Below are 16,811 nucleotides of genomic sequence, written 5' to 3' on the forward strand. Positions count from 1 at the left end.
GCCGTCGGGACGGGCAAAGCTGCTCGTATCGCTCGACCGGGTCACGCCCGGCCGGGCGGGGTCAGCGGCGGCGCAGGCCGCGCGCCATGCCGGCCAGGCCGGCCGCGGCGGTGAACGCGGCGGCCACGAGGACCAGCATCGAGTTGCGGTTCGCGCCGCCGGTCGGGGTGTCGGCCGAGACGGTCTTCAGGGCGTCCGCGGGGAGGCTCACCTCGTGCTTCGCCGGGACGCGGGACCGCTCGCCGCCGACCACGCCGCCCGTGGGCAGCTTGTCGCCGAGCGTGCCGCCGACCGTGACGCCGTCCACCAGCGGGGTCGTGGCGACGGTCCGGACCGTCTCACCGGCCGGGCGGCCGACGAGCGGCAGGCTCTCGACGGTCTTCAGGTCGGTCGCGTGGACGCGGCCGAGCGGCAGGGTCTTCGTGACGCCGTCGGTGCTGACGGGCAGCTTGCCGAGGACGTTCTTCGGCTGGACGGGCAGCTTGCCCGTGACGTTCCCGGGCTGCACCGGCAGCTTCCCGGTCAGGTCGCCCGGCTGCACCGGCAGGTTGCCGGTGAGGTCACCGGGCTGGACGGGGAGCTTGCCCGTCACGTCGCCGACCGGGGCGGGGAGCTGGACGGGCAGGCCCGACGGCAGCGTCGTCGCCGTGCGCTGCGTCGCGACGCCGCCCAGGTTCACGGGCAGCTTCGCGGTCACGTCACCGACGTTGACGGGCAGCTTGCCCGTGATGTCGCCCGGCTGGACCGGGAGCTTGGCGGTCACGTCGCCCACGTTCACCGGCAGCTTGCTCGTGACGTCGCCCAGCTGGACGGGGAGCTTGGCGGTGACGTCGCTGACCGGGGCGGGGAGCTGGACCGGCAGGCCCGACGGCAGGCCCGTCGCGGTGCGCTGCGCGGCGACGCCGCCCAGGTTGACGGGCAGCTTCGCCGTCACGTCACCGACGTTGACGGGCAGCTTGCCCGTCACGTCGCCCGGCTGGACCGGGAGCTTGGCGGTCACATCGCCCACGTTCACCGGCAGCTTGCTGGTGACGTCGCCCAGCTGCACGGGCAGCTTCGCCGTCACGTCGCTGACCGGCGCGGGGAGCTGGACCGGCAGGCCCGACGGCAGCGCCGTGCGGGCGTTCGCGGCGGCCACGCGGCCCGTCTTGACGGGCAGCTTGCCGGCGACGTCGCCCGGCTGCACCGGGAGCTTGCCCGTGACGTCCCCGGGCTTGACCGGCAGCGCGCCGACCACGTTGCCCGGCTGGACCGGGAGCTGGCCGATCACCTGGCCGGGCTGCACCGGCAGCTTGCGGGCCACGTCGCCCGGCTGCACCGGCAGCTTGCCGGTCACGTCGCCCGGCTGGACGGGGAGCTGACCGAGCACGGCGCCCGGCTGCACCGGGAGCTGACCGGTCACGTCGCCGACGATCGGGAGGCCGGACGGGGGAAGGTCCGCGGTCCGGGCACCGGCGGGAACGATCCCGCCGTTGTGGGCCGTGAGCCCCCCGACGAGCCGCGTGGCGGGCTCGGTGACGTTGCCGACGAGCTTCTGCGCGTCGCCGGAGCCCACGACCGGCAGGTTGCCGACCGTGCCCGTGACGCCGCCCAGCAGGCCGGACGGGTCGGCGGGCAGCTTCTCGTGCCCGTTCGCGGCGCGCGCGCCGTACCCGTTGTACCCGCCGTTGCCGCCGTTGCCGTTGCCGACCTTGGCGCCGCCCTCGCAGCCCGTCAGGGCGTCGCCGAGCACCCCGGCGCCGTTGCCGCAGATGTCCACCGGCGCGGAGATCGGCGCGTTCGCCTGGTTGCCGGACAGGACGCCCTTGTGCCCGGACGTCTGCTGCCCGCCGCCGCCGTTGGCGACCTTCGAGCCGCCCTCGCAGCCGGTCAGCGCGTTCCCGAGGACCGCGGCGCCGTTGCCGCAGACGTCCACCGGCACGGAGACCGGCGCGTTGACCTGGTTGCCCGAGCCGACGCCGTGGCGCCCGCTGGTGTGCTGCCCGCCCTTGTTCTGGACGGTCGACCCGCCCTGCGAGCCGGAGACGCTGTTGACGCCGTTGCCGCCGATGTTGATCGGCGCCGAGATCGGCGCGTTGAGCTGGTTGCCGGACAGGACGCCGTGCTCGCCGGACGTCGTGTCCGCCAGCGCCGCGTTCGGCAGGACGGTCACGCCGAGCGCGACGAAACCGGCGGTGATGAAGGTGGCACGAGCCGTGCCGGAAACCCAGGAACGCATGGTGAAGAAGCTCCAATTCAAGGAGTGGAAGGGAGCGGACGGGCGCGCGGAGGCGCCGGTCCAGGGAAGGGACATGCCGCGGTCAGGGCATGGGAGGGCGTCCGGATCCGAGCCGCTCGGATGCGGGACGCGGGAGGGCTCGACCTAGTCGGGCGCGAAGGACGGTTCGTCCGCGGCGGTGCGGACGACCGGGGGCAGCACGCCGGGGGCGTGCGCCGGGAGCGCTCGGGTGCGCGGGTGCGCCCCGAGACGGCGTGCCGTCGTCGGCCCGCCGACTCCGCCGAACGGGAGGGCGGTCGTTCCCGGCAGCGCCTGGCCCGTCTGGTCGGGCGCGGGAATCGAGGTGCCGGGCGCCGCGGGCCTCGTGGCGGAGGACCGCGCGTGCGCCGGTGCGTGCCCGGTCGCGTCCCCGGCGTCCGCCTGGACGGCGCGGGGGGCGGGGGCGGTGCCGCGCGCCCGCTCGGTGTGAGCGGGCCTGCGCGCGGCGAGTTCGGTCGCGGACGTCCGCGGCGCGGCCGGACGCTCGGCGCGAGGCCGGTCCGGCGGGGTCACGCCCGGCACGTCCGGAACAATGTTCCGGATCGGGTCGACGTGCGGCGCGTCGGCCACCGGCAGGCCCGTGACGGGGCGCGGCACGGTGGCGGTGACCTGCTGCGACGCGCGGATCGCGTCCCCGATGACGGGCGCCTCGGTCACGACGCCGACGACGTCGTTCCCGGGGGCCGGCTCGTCGGCGTGCGCCGCCTGCGCGGAGGCGCCGCCGAGCAGCCAGCCGGCCGTCAGCACGCCCGCGACCACCAGGAGCCGCCGGACGAGGGGGCGTCGCAGCAGGGCGGAGACCACCCTGCGCATCGTCCCGAACGTCACCGGCTTCTCCTAAAGACGAGTCACCTGATTCCCAAGGGCGGGTCGCCCGCCCTAACGCAAGGTGACCGTAGCACCACGGATACTTCTAGTGGTGGCATTTCGGAGAAGTTTCTCAGGAGAGATCGAGGAACCGGTCGAGGACGCGGGCGCCGAAGCGCAGCCCGTCCACCGGGACGCGCTCGTCCACCCCGTGGAACATGCCGGAGAAGTCCAGGTCGGGGGGCAGGCGCAGCGGCGCGAACCCGAAGCAGCGGATGCCGAGCTTGGCGAAGTGCTTGGCGTCCGTGCCGCCGCTGAGGCAGTACGGGACGGGCAGCGCGTCCGGGTCCTCGCCGAGCAGCGCCTCTTCCATCGCCGCGACGAGCGCGCCCTCGTAGTCGGTCTCCAGCGCCTGGTCGTGGTAGACGAAGTCGCGCTCGACGCCGGGGCCGAGCAGGCCGTCGACGGTCGCGAAGAACTCGTCCTCGTGGCCGGGCAGGAAGCGCCCGTCGACCTGCGCGGTGGCCTCCTGCGGGATGACGTTGGTCTTGTAGCCGGCGTCCAGGCGCGTCGGGTTGATCGTGTTGCGCAGCGTCGCGCCGATCATGCGGGCGAGCGGGCCGAGGTCGGCGAGGGCCTTCTCGGGGTCGTCCGGGTCGAACTCGACGCCGTACGCCAGGCACGCCCGCTCCAGGAACGCCCGGACGGTCTTGGTCAGCCGGATCGGGAACTCGTGCTGCCCGAGCCGTCCGACGGCCGCCGCGAGCGCGGTGACGGCGTTGTCCGGATGCACCATCGAACCGTGCCCGGCCGTCCCCTTGGCGGTCAGGTTCATCCAGGCGATGCCCTTCTCCGCCGTCTCGATCAGGTACATCCGCTTGTCGCCCGGGACGGTCAGACTGAACCCGCCGACCTCCCCGACCGCCTCACCGACGCCCTCGAACAGCTCGGGATGCTCCTGGACGAGCCACTTCGCCCCCCACGCCCCGCCGGCCTCCTCGTCGGCCAGGAAGGCGAGCACGATGTCGCGCGGCGGACGCCGTCCAGAGCGCATCCGATCCCGGACGACGGCCAGGATCATGGCGTCCATGTCCTTCATGTCGACGGCGCCGCGCCCCCACACGCACCCGTCGGCGATCTCCCCGCCGAATGGGTCACGCGTCCAGTCGGCGGCCTTCGCGGGCACAACGTCCAGATGCCCGTGCAGCAACAGCGCGTCCCGAGACCGATCCTCACCCTCGATGCGGGCGACAAGACTCGTCCGCCCAGGATGCGACTCGAAAAGCTGCGCCTCGACCCCCACGTCGGCAAGCTTCTCGGCAACGTACTCGGCCGCGACCCGCTCCCCCGGCCCCGAGTTGTCCCCGGGGTTGCTGGTGTCGATCCGGATGAGTTCCTGGCAGAACTGGACGACCTCGTCCTCGGCGGTCATCAGGCATCACCTTCAGGCTGGGCGACTGTCCCCTACACGACCATGGTGCCCGCTCTATCGACGTCGCCGCGACTCACGAGCTTTGGTATGGTGAAGCCGCGCCGCAGCCCACTGCGGCCTGCACCCCGGTCCGGGTGGCGGAATAGGCAGACGCGCTAGCTTGAGGTGCTAGTGCCCTTTACGGGGCATGGGGGTTCAAGTCCCCCCTCGGACACACACTGCTGATCGAAGATCGGGCGCATGTCCGATCAGCCGGTCCGGGTCGATGTTCCTCTCGACCCGGGCCGTTTCTGCTTTGTCGGATGATCACGCGGCGGCGGGTGGCCCGGTCGTCGTGGTGAGGACGGTCACGCGTTCGCAGGGGCCGTGGGTGGTGGGGCCGCAGGACGGTCTCGAACGCGGCGGCCCGCTCGTCCGGCAAGGCACCGGTGAATACCGCTCTCCGCATGGGAATGCCGCGGTCGGGCATCCATTCGTTGCTGTGGACGACGTCGGGAGTCGTGATGGGCGCGATCGGGGATGCGTTGAAGCTCGCCGGGTCGATGACCTGGGAGATCCTCTGGGCTTTGATTCTGGGGTTCGCGCTGTCGGCGGTGGTGCAGGCGGTCGTGCGTCGATCGACGGTCGTCCGGCTGCTGGGGGACGGCCGGCCGAGGACGCTGGCGATCGCGGCCGGGCTGGGCGCGGCCTCCTCGTCGTGCTCCTACGCCGCCGTGGCGCTGGCACGGTCGCTGTTCCGCAAGGGGGCGAGCTTCGCCGCCGCGATGGCGTTCGAGATCGGCTCCACCAACCTGGTGATCGAGCTGGGCGTCATTCTGGGCCTGTTGATGGGTTGGCAGTTCACTGCGGCCGAGTTCGTCGGCGGCCCGATCATGATCGTGTTTCTGGCGCTGCTGTTCCGGCTCTTTCTGCGCGACAAGCTGTTGCGCGAAGCGCGCGAGCAGGCCGGGTGCGGGCTCGCCGGGTCGATGGAAGGGCATGCCGCCATGGACATGTCCGTCCGGAAGAAGGGCGGCTTCTGGAACCGGCTGGTCTCCGGGGACGGCTTCACCTCGGTCGCCCATGTGTTCGTCATGGAATGGGCCGCGATCCTCCGTGACCTGGTCCTCGGTCTGCTCATCGCCGGTGCGGTCGCCGCCTGGGTGCCGGACTCGTTCTGGAACGCGCTCTTCCTGACCGGTCACCCTGTGGCGGCCGAGATCTGGGGTCCGCTGATCGGCCCGATCGTGGCGGTCCTGTCGTTCGTCTGCTCGATCGGCAACGTCCCGCTGGCCGCGGTGCTGTGGAACGGCGGAATCAGCTTCGGCGGCGTGGTCGCCTTCATCTTCGCCGACCTCATCATCGTCCCGATCGTGAACATCTACCGTAAGTACTACGGCATGCGCACCGCGTTGTTCATCACCGCCACCTTTTATGCCGCCATGGTCGCCGCCGGCTACGCCGTCGAGATCCTCTTCGGCGCCGCCCATCTGGTTCCCGGCGAGCGGAACGCCACCGCGGTCATGGAAGCCCACTTCGAGTGGAACTACACGACCTGGCTCAATTTCGCCTTCCTGACCCTGGCCGCCGTCCTGGTCGTCAGGTTCGTCCGCACGGGCGGCGTCCCGATGCTGAAGATGATGGGCGGCTCCCCCGGCGCCGACCACCACGAGCATCAAGGGAACGCGGAACAGGGCGGAGCGGCGCAGGCCGATCGCACCCACCGCGATGGCTAGGCGAAGGACGGTGCGCTGTATCAGGCGGGTCATCCCGAATGTCGGACGGCCGGCGAGCAGGTCGCCCGGGAGGAACGCGCCGGGTGACGTGGGTTCCACGTTGTACTGGGTGACGGTGCGGCAGGGTGATCGCGGCCTGGGCGCAGGCATAGAGCGTCAGGCCCGAGCAGGCGTCCTGCGCCGTCTGACGGAGCAGCGCGAGGTCCTGGTGGGCGAAGTGGCCGAGCGTCGCGGACTGGTCGAGCATGGCCTACGGGTCGGCCGGCGACGCGAAGCGCCGGATCGGTCGCGCCGTCCTCGCTACGCGATCGAGGCCGCGCTCGCCATCGAGGGCCTTCCGGCGGCCGTCCGGCCGCTCGCGCAGGCCGTTGTCCTGCTCATCGGGCTCCGGTGAGAGCCGGGAGCGCGAACAGTCCCGACAGGCGGGTGAGCGCGGCGGGGATCGGGCGGTAGTAGACCCAGGTTCCGCGGCGTTCGCCTTCGATGAGGCCGGCTTGGCGCAGGACTTTCAGGTGGTGGGAGATCGTCGGGGCGGTCAGGTCGAACGGTCCGGTGAGGTCGCAGACGCACGCCTCCCCGCCTTCGTGGGACGCGATGAGGTTCAGCAGCCGCAGCCGGACGGGGTCGGACAGGGCTTTGAAGACCTTGGCCAGGTCGGCGGCCTCGGCTTCGTCCATGACCGGGCCGGACAGCGGTGCGCAGCACCGAGCGGTGACGTCTTCCAACCCGAGCGACTTCGACATACTTCTAATTTGACATCCATCTATCCTCCGATGCAAACTGAGCCTTGATTAGACAGATATCGAAGCAGGATGGCGGGAGACACCGTGAGCGACACCATCGACCCCCAGGCCTCCGGGGACGCGGCGAGCTGCTGCGGGGTGAACGCCTGCTGCACCGACGCCGAGCAGGCCGCCGACCCCGGCCGCACCGTCCTGGAGGCCAAGACCGACGCCGGATGCGGCTGCGTGAACGCCGACGACCGCGGCGCGCTGCCGGTCGTGGTGATCGGGGCCGGGCCGGTCGGGCTGGCCGCCGCCGCGCATCTGGCCGAGCGGGGGCTGGAGTTCCTCGTCCTGGAGGCGGGCGATCGGGTCGGCGCGGCGGTTGCCGCGTGGGGGCATGTGCGGCTGTTCTCGCCGTGGCGGTACGACACCGATGCCGCCGCGCGGCGCCTGCTGGAGCCCACCGGCTGGACGGCGCCGCCCGCTGACGACCTCCCCACCGGCGCCGACCTGGTCCGCGACTACCTGGTGCCGCTGTCGCGCGTCCCGGCGCTGGCCGACCGGATCCGCACCGGGGCGCGGGTCGTCGCGATCTCCCGCGACGGCGCCGACGCCACCCGCAGCATCGGCCGCGACGAGCATCCGCTGCTGGTCCGCGTCCGCGACGCCGACGGGACGGTGCGGGACGTGCGCACCCGCGCGGTCATCGACGCCTCCGGCACCTGGGGGCGGTCCAACCCGATCGGGCACTCCGGGCTCCCCGCGCCCGGTGAGGAGGACGCGGCGCCGTATCTGGCCGGGCCGCTGCCGGACGTGCCGGGCCGCGACCGCGCCCGCTTCGCCGGACGGCACGCGCTGGTCGTCGGCGCGGGTCACTCGGCCGCCGGCACGCTGCTCGCCCTGGCCGAACTCGCCGAGACCGAGCCCGGCACCCGCATCACCTGGGCCGTTCGCGGCACGTCGGTCGCACGGCTGTACGGCGGCGGGGACGCCGACGAGCTGCCCGCCCGGGGCGCGCTGGGAACCCGGCTGAAGGAGGCCGTCGCCGCCGGGAGGGTCGAGCTGGTCCGCGGGTTCGCCGTCACCGGCCTGACCGCCGACGGCGACACCGTCCGCGTCACCGGCACGACCCCGGACGGAGAACGCGTCGTCACGGCGCACACCGTGGTCGGCGCCACCGGGTTTCGGCCCGACCTGGAGCTGCTGCGCGAGGTCCGCGTCGAGCTGGACCCCGCGACTGAGGCACCGGTGCGGCTCGCGCCGCTCATCGACCCCAACTTCCACAGCTGCGGGACCGTCCCGCCGCACGGCGAACGCGTCCTGGCCCATCCCGAGACCGGGTTCTACTTGGCCGGGATGAAGAGCTACGGCCGCGCCCCGACGTTCCTGCTGGCCACCGGGTACGAGCAGGTCCGCTCCATCGTCGCCGCGCTGGCCGGGGACCGCGAGGCGGCCGACACCGTCCACCTGGACCTGCCCGAGACCGGTGTCTGCTCCACCGATCCGTCCGGCGCGGACGAGGAGTCGGCGTGCTGCGGGTCGGCCGCCGAACCGGTCACCATCGGCGTCGGCGCGCCGGTGGGCGTGGGGTTCGCGACCGGGCAGGCGCACGGCCGCTCCGGGGACGCCTGACCCCCGGTGTCGCCGGAGATCCGCGGGCCGGTGGCCGATGCCACCGGCCCGCCCGGTTCCCGCCGACCGGGCCGGGTTCGGCGGGTCGTCGACGGCCCGAACGGTGTGCTCGTCGCCCTGTGCGTCACCGAGATCACCAGTTGGGGCGTGCTGTACTACGCGTTCACGGTGCTCGCCCCGTCCATCACCGCCGACACCGGCTGGTCGGCGCCCGCCGTGACCGCCGCGTTCTCCGCCGCGCTCGTCGTCGCCGCGCTCACCGGCATCCCCGTCGGCCGTGTCCTGGACCGGCGCGGGCCGCGCGTCCTGATGACGGCCGGGTCGGTCGTCGCGGCCGGGGCCGTCGTCGCCGTCGCGCTCGCCCCGACGCCGCTGTGGTTCGCGGCGGCGTGGCTGCTGGCCGGGACCGCGATGGCCGCCGTGCTCTACCAGCCCGCCTTCGCCGCGCTCACCCGCTACCACGCGCCCCGCCACCTGAGCGCCCTCACGACCCTGACGCTCGTCGCAGGTCTGGCAAGCACCGTCTTCGCGCCTTTCACCAGCGCTTTGGCCAATCATCTGACCTGGCGCGGCACCTACCTCGTCCTGGCCGCCGTGCTGGCCGCCGTCACCGTCCCGCTGCACGCCCTCGCCCTGCGCCGCCCCTGGCCCGCACCCGAAACCCATCACAGGGGAGGCGACGAAGACGTCGCGCGAAGCCGTGTACGGGAGATCGTGCGCAGTCGTGCGTTCTGGGTGCTGGCCGCCGCGCTCACCCTGTCGGCGTTCGCGACGTACGCCGTCCTGACCAACCTCATTCCCCTGCTCATTGGCCGCGGCGCCAGCCCCGCCACCGCCGCGTGGGCGCTCGGCCTGGGCGGCGCCGGGCAGGTAGCCGGACGCCTGGGCCACCGGCGCCTCGTCCGGCACACCACCGTCCGGTCCCGGACCGTGGGAATCCTGGCGGGTTCGGCCGCCGCCACCGCCGCTCTCGCCGCCCTTCCCGGCCCGACCGCCCTGCTCATCGCCGTGGCGGTCCTGGCCGGAACCACGCGCGGCGTCACCACCCTGCTCCAGGCCACCGCCGTCACCGACCGGTGGGGCCCTGCCGCCTACGGCACCCTGTCGGGCCTGCTCAGCGCGCCCGTCACCGTCGCCGGGGCCATAGCCCCCGCCGCAGGCGCCGCCCTGGCCACCGCGCTCGGCGGCTACCCGCGCCTGTTCGCCGCCCTCACCGTCATCGCCGCCGCAGCCGCGCTCCTTGCCGTCGGCAGCATCCCCGCCCGCCCGGCCGGCCGACGTCCTCCCCACCAGCGGAAGTAGTGGAGAATCGCACACCGACCTCATATCATCCTCCAGTGATATCAGTGGAAAGTGATGTGTTGCGGCTGCTGGCCGACCCGCTGCGCGCGCAGATCGTGTCCCTGCTCGCCCGCGAAGCGCTCTGCACCTGCCATCTGATCGAGATGACCGGGGCCAAGCAGACCAACATCTCCAACCACCTGCGCGCCCTGCGCAAGGCGGGCGTGGTCGACACCGAGCCGTGCGGACGCTTCACCTACTACCGGCTGCGTCCCGACGTGCTGGACGAGCTGGCCGCGCGGATGACCGAACTGGCCGACGCCGCGCGCGCCGTCCGCGCCGACGCACGAAAGAGGCCCTGCACGTGACCCGAACGCAGCAGGCGCGCACCGCGCCGGACGTCGTCGCGGGCCTGTCCGTCCTGGACCGGTTCCTGCCGGTGTGGATCATCGCCGCGATGGCGGCCGGGCTCGGACTCGGACGCGCCGTCCCCGGCCTGGACGACGCCCTGAGCAAGGTCGAGGCCGGGGGGATCTCGGTCCCCATCGCGCTCGGGCTGCTGGTCATGATGTACCCGGTGCTGGCCAAGGTCCGCTACGACCGGCTCGACACCGTCACCGGCGACCGGCGGCTGATGCTCGCCTCGCTCGTCCTGAACTGGGTCGTCGGCCCCGCCGTCATGTTCGCTCTGGCGTGGATCTTCCTGCCCGACCTGCCCGCCTACCGGACGGGCCTGATCGTCGTCGGGCTCGCCCGCTGCATCGCGATGGTGATCATCTGGAACGACCTGGCGTGCGGGGACCGGGAGGCCGCCGCCGTCCTGGTCGCGTTGAACTCGGTGTTCCAGGTCGTCGCGTTCGGCGGGCTCGGCTGGTTCTACCTCGACGTGCTCCCCGGCTGGCTCGGCCTGGCCCAAGACGACCTGCACTTCTCCGTCGGCAAGATCGTCGTGAACGTGCTGGTGTTCCTCGGCGTCCCGCTGCTGGCCGGGTACCTCACCCGCCGCGTCGGCGAGAAGACCAAGGGCCGCGCCTGGTACGAGGCGCGATTCCTGCCCCGCATCGGGCCCGCTGCGCTGTACGGGCTGCTGTTCACCATCGTCGTCCTGTTCGCCCTCCAAGGCGACACGATCACCTCCCGGCCGGGGGACGTCGCCCGCATCGCCCTCCCCCTGCTGGCCTACTTCGCCCTCATGTGGGGCGGCTCCTTCGCCCTCGGACGCGCCATCGGCCTGCCCTACCCGCGCACCGCGACCCTGGCGTTCACGGCGGCGGGCAACAACTTCGAACTCGCCATCGCCGTCGCGATCGGCACCTTCGGCGTCACGTCCGGGCAGGCGCTGTCCGGCGTCGTCGGGCCGCTGATCGAGGTCCCCGTCCTGGTCGCCCTGGTCTACGTCTCACTGTGGCTGCGCCGCCGCTACCCCGCGGCAACGAGCCCGCCCGCGCCGGATCCACGGTGACCACCGCGCATCCGGTCTTCGACCGCATCGCCGCCTGGCTCACCGAACGCCTCCACGGCCCGGTCTCGGCGGAAACCGCCCGGCGACTGGTCGTGGACTCCTACGACCGGCTGCGCACCCACGCACGCGTGGACACCCACCTCGTCACCGACCTGCTCGCCGACCTCGATCAGCAAGGAACGCGATGACCGACAAGCCCAGCGTCCTGTTCGTCTGCGTCCACAACGCCGGACGCTCCCAGATGGCCGCCACCTACCTCACCCACCTCGCCGGCGACCGCGTCGACGTTCGCTCCGCAGGCTCTGCACCCGCCGACCACATCAACCCCGCCGTCGTTGCCGCGATGGCCGAAGAAGGCATCGACCTGTCCGCCGAGACCCCCAAGGTCCTCACCGCGGACGCCGTCCGAGCCTCCGACGTCGTCATCACGATGGGCTGCGGCGACGCCTGCCCCATCTTCCCCGGCAAGCGCTACCTCGACTGGATACTCGACGACCCCGCCGGACACGGCATCGACGCCGTCCGCCCCATCCGCGACGAGATCCGCACCCGCGTCCAGACCCTGATCACCGAACTCACCGACCCGGCGACCCGCCGACCACCGCAAGCTTGACGGAACTCCCGATCGGCGGACGACCCACCTCACGGCGCCGGGTCGAGCGTGAAATCCGGCACGTTGGGCGAGCGGTTCGTGACGGCGCTCGGACACACCATTTGCGCATGTGGAGGCCCGAACAATCCGAGCCTCCGCAAGCTTTTTCCGGGAGTAGTGGGCCACCTTCAGGCCGAGCGCCCTGTGGGCGTCCACGCATCCGGCCGCGCAAGGACTCCCGCCCGCGTCAGCCTGACCGGCGTCGATCCGGCCGTTCATCGTCACCGGCGCCGACGCCGGAGCCCCGCTCATCCTCACCGCCGACGGCCGCGTCATCGTCCCGGCCGAGAGCCGCTGACGTCCCACCGCGCCCGGCCGACCGCCCCGGCGGCCGTCTCGCCCCCGCCCGGGCCGCTGCAGTGCCCGCCGTGTCTGGAATGGTCCTCGTACTGCTTGGGCACCCGTGACCGACCGGACCGCCGCACCCCCCGGACGCGTAGGGGCCGGAGTGGTGGCCGCCGTGCATGGTTACATGACCTTTGAAGGTATGGAGGGCGGTGATCGCCGTCGTGGGATTCGTGCTCGACCAGGTCAGCGTCCGGAAGGGCGCGGTACAGATCCTGTCGGAGGTGTCCGCGCAGATCCCGGCGGCGATGTGCACCGCCGTGGTGGGGCCGAGCGGGGCAGGAAAATCCACCCTGTTGCGCCTGCTGAATCGCCTGGAGGAGCCCGACACCGGCCGGGTGCTGCTGGACGGCACGCCCTTGCCCGCCTACGACGTGCGGGCGCTGCGCCGACGGGTCGGCCTGGTCGCCCAGCGGCCGACCCTGCTCACCGAGGACGTCGCCGCGGAACTGCGGGTCGGCCGCCCGGACCTCGTACGGCACCGGGCCGTGGAGGTGCTCGCGCGAGTCGGGCTGGACGAGAGCTTCCTGGATCGGGCGACCTCGGGACTGTCGGGCGGCGAGGCCCAGCGGGTCTGCCTGGCCCGTGCGCTGGCGGTCGACCCGCAGGCGCTGCTCCTGGACGAGCCGACGTCCGCACTGGACGGCGTCAGCGCCCGCGCCATCAACCGGACGATCACGGATTTCGTCGCCGACGGCGGGACCGCGGTGCTGGTCAGCCACCATCTCGACCAGGCCCTCCGCATCAGCGGGTTCGCGCTCGTGCTGCGAGCGGGCCGCCTGGTGGAGTGCGGCGAGCCCGGTTCCCTGGACTATCCGGGGACGGCGGCGTGACCGCCCCGGCCGTGCCCGGTTGGCCGGGAGTCGCCGCGTCGGCCGCGCTGGTGGCGGTCGCGGCGCTGGCCGCCGCGCGCGCCCGGCTCGCGATGTCGCGTGAACTGGTCGTCGCGGCGGTACGGGCGGCGGTTCAGTTGGTCGCGGTCGGCGCCGTCCTCGCCGCCCTGTTCGCCCATGGCGGCCTGCCGGGCGCGGCCGGATGGATCGCGGTGATGGTCGTGGTCGCGGGGCAGGTGGCCGCCCGGCGGGCGCGCGGTCTGCCGCGCGCCCGTGGCGTGGCCACGCTCGCGGTCGCGGCCGGCACCGCGGGCACCCTGGCCACGCTCACGTCGCTGGCCGTCATCGACCTGCGGCCACACGTGCTGGTCCCGGTGGGCGGGATGGTCGTGTCCACCGCGATGCAGGCCACCGCCCTCACCCTGGCCCGGCTCCGCGACGAAGCGGCGGCGTGCCGTCCGGCCATCGAGGCGCGTCTCAGCCTGGGGCTGAGCGCGCGGGCGGCGTTCGCCCCGCACACCGGCCGCGCCGTGCGCACCGCGCTGATCCCGTCCGTGGACGCCACCAAGGTCGTCGGGCTGATCAGCCTGCCCGGCGCGATGACCGGCCTGATCCTGGCGGGCGTGGATCCGGTGACCGCGATCCGGTACCAGATCGTGGTGATGTACATGCTCCTGGCCGCCGCGGCGCTGGCCGCGTTCACCGCCGCCCGCCTGGCCGACGCCGTCCTGTTCGACGACGCCGAGCGGCTGCGCGACCTGCGCTGACACGGCGGCTCAGCGATGACGCGGACGCTCTGTCGGCGCTATGCACCTCCCAGGCGGCGGAACCGGCGCGGTCTCCAGGCCGCCGCAGCGTCCCACTCTTCGGGGACGGCGCCGCGCCGCGCGGGTGCGTCCTCTCGAAGAATCAGCGGATGCGGTGTCCCTTGATCCAGACGCCTTTGATGCGGGCGGTCGCGGTGATGTCCCGGGTGGGGTCGCCGTCGACGAGCAGGAGGTCGGCGCGGCGGCCGGGCTCGATGGTGCCTCGGTCGGGGAGTGCGAAGACCTCGGCGGCGGTGACGGTCGCGGCGCGCAGGGCCTGGACCGGTGTGAGTCCGGCTTCGACGAGGAGTCCGAGTTCGTCGTGCAGGCTTTTCCCCGCCGGTGGGGAGAAGGGCGCCGTCGGGTCCTGGTTGGCGTCGGTGCCGGCGATGATCGTCACACCTGCCGCGAGGTAGGCGGCGGTGGAGTTGCGGGCGCTGGCGTATTCCAGCTTGGGCATCAGCTTGACCGCTCCCAGGGCGCGGAAGAGCGGGCGTCGGCCGAGAGTGGAGGTCAGTCCGCGCATCATGGTCAGGGTCGGCGAGACCACGATGCCCTTGGCCGCCACCTCGCTCGCCACTCCGGGGTCCAGCGCCCCGGCGATGGGGGCGTGGGTGAGGATGTCGACGCCCGCGGTGACGGCCGTCCGGATCGAGACCGGGGTCAGGGCGTGGGCGATCACCTTGAGGCCCCTGGCGTGGGCGCGCTCGACCAGCGCCGCGATCACGTCGGGGGGCAGCGCGTTGGTGCCCGGCTGCTTGGGGTCCTCGATGATGATCTTGATGTAGTCGACGGCATCGCGGGCCTGGTCGTCGATGAACCGGTCGGCGTCCGCGACGTCGGCGATCGCCATGGACTCGGGGTAGCCCATCTTCCTGGTCTGCGTCGACTTCGGCGCCACGGCCGGGTACCCGGCGCTGTAGAGATCGGTCACGCGGTCGCAATGGCGGAGCTTCAGCAGCGACTCGGGGTTCGGGGAGGCCATGTCCAGGACGGTGGTCACGCCCCAGCGCCCGTAGGTCTCCAGGTCCTCCAGGGTCTCGACGTGGACGTGCGTGTCGATCAGCCCGGGCAGCAGCGTCGCCCCGGAGCCGTCCACGACCTGCTCGGGTGCCGTGATCTCGTCGCGGATCAGTCCGTTCTCAACAGAGACCGTTCGGGGGCCGGTGAGCTGATGGCCGTCGAAGACCCGGACGTTGGTGATCGTCGTACTGCCTGCGTCCTGCATGACAACTCCATCAAGCGCGTGGGGCATTCGAACTGTTGGTGGTGAGGTCGGCCAGAGGCGCGGCCGTCACGTTCGCTTCGGCCGGTCGAACGCGGACTGCTCGACGTCCTTCTCCAGCTCGCTGCCCTTGGTGGCGAGGATGCGGGCCATCCGGCACGCCCCCATTCTGCGCCGGGGCGACCGATCGGTCCAATGGATGAATACGATGAATCAATCGTTTTGGCGAAAGAATGGAGCGCCATGGAGCTGCGTCACCTGCGCTACTTCGTGGCGGTCGCCGAGGAGCGGCACTTCGGCCGCGCGGCGGAGCGGCTGCACGTGACGCAGTCCACGCTCAGCACCCAGGTGCAGGCGCTGGAGCGCGAGGTCGGAGGCCCGCTGCTCCGCCGCACCAGCCGACGCGTGGAACTCACCGAGGCAGGGGAACTCCTGCTCACCCACGCCCGCCACACGCTCGCCCACGCAGCCCATTCCCTGCACGTCGCCCGCCAGTCGATCCAGGGCAAGACGGGCTTGGTGCGAATCGGCTTCTCCGGCGTCGCCGTCCTGCAAGGACATCTGATCGCGGACATGCACGCCTTCCACCAGGCCAACCCGGCCACGGAACTCACCCTGACCGAACTTCCCCCCGCGGCCCAGGTCACCGCCGTACGCGACGGCACACTCGACGTCGGATACTGCCCGCGCCTGGGACTCGGCGACACCGATGGGCTCGCCCTTCGGCCCCGCGCCGCCGCGACCCCGCTGTCGGTCGCGCTGCGGCACGACCACGAGCTGGCCGCCGCGTCCGCCCTCTCGGTCGCCGATCTGGCCCACTGGGATTTGGTGATCTACGCGACCAGGGAAGAAGAAGGACAGGTGCTCGCCCAGCTCGGGCCCGAGACCGATCGGCCCCGCTCCCGCGTCCATACGGTCACCGGAACCCTGGCCGCCCTCACTTTCGCCGCCGCCGGGATGGGCGTGGCCGTGGTTCCCGCCTCCGTAAATCGCATCGACCTGCCCGACATCACCTACCGGCGGCTCACCATCACCTCCGGCCCGGACCTGCTGATCATCAGCCGGACCGACGAACTGTCCGGCCCCGTCCGGGCCTTCCTCAGCCACGGCGGGAAGGCCGAGCCCCGGCCGCCCCTCGAAACGTGAGCATTCCGGGGACATGCCCGTTCCGGCGTTGGCCGTGACAGCTTTGGGACACCCTGCTGACCCACGATCGGATGCATGCCCGATCAGCCGGTCCGGGCCGACGTTCCTCGACCCGGACCGTTTCCGCGTCATCGTGCCGGTGTCATCCCCCGCTGAGGACGCGGATCGCAGCGCCGGCGTCGCCGTCGAAGTAGTCGCGGACGACACCGCGCAGCACGGCGCGGGCGCGTCCGGTCACCGCGAGCCTCGGCTCCTCGGCCGGGTCGACGTCGTTTTCCGGCGCGGTCGCGCTCTTGCCCTGCAACAGCTCGTGGATCTCCTCCGCGTGGTACCGGCGGTGCCCGGACGGAAGGGTGACCGGGTTCAGGGTTCCCGACCTGGCCCAGCGGGTGACCGTCTTCGGATCGACGCGGAAGAAGTTCGCCACCTCCGCCGGGGTGTACAGGGTCGGCTGCTGCGGTTCTTTGGATTTCTTCGCCATGGTCGTTGTTCC

17 protein-coding genes and 1 tRNA gene are annotated in these 16,811 nt (G+C 72.5%); 12 read left to right on the forward strand and 6 right to left on the reverse strand.

Annotated features, from left to right (window positions below; translation table 11 throughout):
* Positions 1–61: 61 nt before the first annotated feature.
* The 3 genes from GQ466_RS13490 to GQ466_RS13500 form a co-directional block, all read right to left on the reverse strand.
* Positions 62–2,218 (reverse strand): chaplin, encoded by a 2,157-nt coding sequence (locus tag GQ466_RS13490; RefSeq protein WP_161103196.1) that lies wholly within the window; start codon positions 2,216–2,218, stop codon positions 62–64.
* A 144-nt stretch (positions 2,219–2,362) separates the two neighbouring features.
* Entirely contained in the window at positions 2,363–3,085 is a 723-nt protein-coding gene (locus GQ466_RS13495) for a flagellar biosynthesis protein FlhF (RefSeq protein ID WP_161103197.1), read from the reverse strand.
* A 112-nt stretch (positions 3,086–3,197) separates the two neighbouring features.
* Positions 3,198–4,496, reverse strand: coding sequence for a M20/M25/M40 family metallo-hydrolase (locus GQ466_RS13500; RefSeq protein ID WP_161103198.1), 1,299 nt, complete (start codon positions 4,494–4,496; stop codon positions 3,198–3,200).
* Between the two features lie 128 nt (positions 4,497–4,624).
* Here GQ466_RS13500 and GQ466_RS13505 point away from each other — a divergent pair.
* From GQ466_RS13505 to GQ466_RS13515, 3 genes are all read left to right on the forward strand, one after another.
* Positions 4,625–4,710 (forward strand) — tRNA-Leu (locus GQ466_RS13505).
* 289 nt (positions 4,711–4,999) lie between these two features.
* Complete coding sequence (locus GQ466_RS13510; RefSeq protein WP_202420420.1) at positions 5,000–6,211, forward strand: permease; 1,212 nt, start codon at positions 5,000–5,002, stop codon at positions 6,209–6,211.
* A gap of 109 nt (positions 6,212–6,320) precedes the next feature.
* Complete coding sequence (locus GQ466_RS13515; RefSeq protein ID WP_161103199.1) at positions 6,321–6,605, forward strand: hypothetical protein; 285 nt, start codon at positions 6,321–6,323, stop codon at positions 6,603–6,605.
* Here GQ466_RS13515 and GQ466_RS13520 read toward each other — a convergent pair.
* The gene (locus tag GQ466_RS13520) at positions 6,589–6,954 is read right to left on the reverse strand and encodes an ArsR/SmtB family transcription factor (RefSeq protein ID WP_161103200.1); all 366 of its coding nucleotides are present in this window, start codon (positions 6,952–6,954) and stop codon (positions 6,589–6,591) included. The genes GQ466_RS13515 and GQ466_RS13520 overlap by 17 nt on opposite strands.
* An 84-nt stretch (positions 6,955–7,038) precedes the next feature.
* Between GQ466_RS13520 and GQ466_RS13525 the strand changes: the two genes are divergently transcribed.
* The 8 genes from GQ466_RS13525 (at position 7,039) to GQ466_RS13560 (ending at position 13,908) form a co-directional block, all read left to right on the forward strand.
* Complete coding sequence (locus GQ466_RS13525; RefSeq protein ID WP_337193453.1) at positions 7,039–8,568, forward strand: FAD-dependent oxidoreductase; 1,530 nt, start codon at positions 7,039–7,041, stop codon at positions 8,566–8,568.
* A gap of 30 nt (positions 8,569–8,598) precedes the next feature.
* A complete protein-coding gene (locus GQ466_RS13530; RefSeq protein WP_337193454.1) occupies positions 8,599–9,870 on the forward strand; it encodes an MFS transporter in 1,272 nt (423 codons plus the stop codon).
* A gap of 59 nt (positions 9,871–9,929) precedes the next feature.
* Entirely contained in the window at positions 9,930–10,217 is a 288-nt protein-coding gene (locus GQ466_RS13535) for an ArsR/SmtB family transcription factor (RefSeq protein ID WP_202420607.1), read from the forward strand.
* Positions 10,214–11,311: an ACR3 family arsenite efflux transporter gene (gene arsB, locus GQ466_RS13540; protein WP_161103203.1), complete on the forward strand. Its 1,098-nt coding sequence runs from the start codon at positions 10,214–10,216 to the stop codon at positions 11,309–11,311. Before GQ466_RS13535 ends, arsB begins: the two co-directional genes overlap by 4 nt.
* Positions 11,308–11,499 (forward strand): hypothetical protein, encoded by a 192-nt coding sequence (locus GQ466_RS13545; RefSeq protein ID WP_161103204.1) that lies wholly within the window; start codon positions 11,308–11,310, stop codon positions 11,497–11,499. Before arsB ends, GQ466_RS13545 begins: the two co-directional genes overlap by 4 nt.
* On the forward strand, positions 11,496–11,924 hold the full coding sequence (locus GQ466_RS13550) for an arsenate reductase ArsC (protein WP_161103205.1): 429 nt from the start codon (positions 11,496–11,498) through the stop codon (positions 11,922–11,924). The genes GQ466_RS13545 and GQ466_RS13550 overlap by 4 nt, the downstream gene beginning before the upstream one ends.
* 536 nt (positions 11,925–12,460) lie before the next feature.
* On the forward strand, positions 12,461–13,141 hold the full coding sequence (locus GQ466_RS32325; protein WP_202420421.1) for an ATP-binding cassette domain-containing protein: 681 nt from the start codon (positions 12,461–12,463) through the stop codon (positions 13,139–13,141).
* Positions 13,138–13,908, forward strand: a complete 771-nt coding sequence (locus GQ466_RS13560; protein WP_161103206.1) for an ABC transporter permease — start codon at positions 13,138–13,140, stop codon at positions 13,906–13,908. The genes GQ466_RS32325 and GQ466_RS13560 overlap by 4 nt, the downstream gene beginning before the upstream one ends.
* 142 nt (positions 13,909–14,050) lie before the next feature.
* Here GQ466_RS13560 and GQ466_RS13565 read toward each other — a convergent pair whose 3' ends face one another.
* Positions 14,051–15,175, reverse strand: coding sequence for an amidohydrolase family protein (locus GQ466_RS13565; protein WP_161103207.1), 1,125 nt, complete (start codon positions 15,173–15,175; stop codon positions 14,051–14,053).
* A 240-nt stretch (positions 15,176–15,415) separates the two neighbouring features.
* On the opposite strand from GQ466_RS13565, the gene GQ466_RS13570 reads away from it, so the two are divergent.
* Positions 15,416–16,318, forward strand: a complete 903-nt coding sequence (locus GQ466_RS13570; protein ID WP_161103208.1) for a LysR family transcriptional regulator — start codon at positions 15,416–15,418, stop codon at positions 16,316–16,318.
* A 142-nt stretch (positions 16,319–16,460) separates the two neighbouring features.
* Here the strand turns inward: GQ466_RS13570 and GQ466_RS33245 are convergent, their stop codons facing one another.
* Positions 16,461–16,799 (reverse strand): helix-turn-helix domain-containing protein, encoded by a 339-nt coding sequence (locus tag GQ466_RS33245; protein WP_161103209.1) that lies wholly within the window; start codon positions 16,797–16,799, stop codon positions 16,461–16,463.
* Positions 16,800–16,811 lie beyond the last annotated feature (12 nt).

Source organism: Actinomadura rayongensis, from assembly GCF_009831215.1.
Lineage (GTDB): Bacteria > Actinomycetota > Actinomycetes > Streptosporangiales > Streptosporangiaceae > Spirillospora > Spirillospora rayongensis.

What these genes read in the sequence shown, in the direction of transcription:
- GQ466_RS13490 (WP_161103196.1), bottom strand. Translation starts at nt 2,218, where the DNA reads ATGCGTTCCTGGGTTTCCGGCACGGCTCGTGCCACCTTCATCACCGCC.
- GQ466_RS13500 (WP_161103198.1), bottom strand. Translation starts at nt 4,496, where the DNA reads ATGACCGCCGAGGACGAGGTCGTCCAGTTCTGCCAGGAACTCATCCGG.
- GQ466_RS13510 (WP_202420420.1), top strand. Translation starts at nt 5,000, where the DNA reads ATGGGCGCGATCGGGGATGCGTTGAAGCTCGCCGGGTCGATGACCTGG.
- GQ466_RS13520 (WP_161103200.1), bottom strand. Translation starts at nt 6,954, where the DNA reads ATGTCGAAGTCGCTCGGGTTGGAAGACGTCACCGCTCGGTGCTGCGCA.
- GQ466_RS13550 (WP_161103205.1), top strand. Translation starts at nt 11,496, where the DNA reads ATGACCGACAAGCCCAGCGTCCTGTTCGTCTGCGTCCACAACGCCGGA.
- GQ466_RS13565 (WP_161103207.1), bottom strand. Translation starts at nt 15,175, where the DNA reads ATGCAGGACGCAGGCAGTACGACGATCACCAACGTCCGGGTCTTCGAC.
- GQ466_RS13570 (WP_161103208.1), top strand. Translation starts at nt 15,416, where the DNA reads ATGGAGCTGCGTCACCTGCGCTACTTCGTGGCGGTCGCCGAGGAGCGG.
- GQ466_RS33245 (WP_161103209.1), bottom strand. Translation starts at nt 16,799, where the DNA reads ATGGCGAAGAAATCCAAAGAACCGCAGCAGCCGACCCTGTACACCCCG.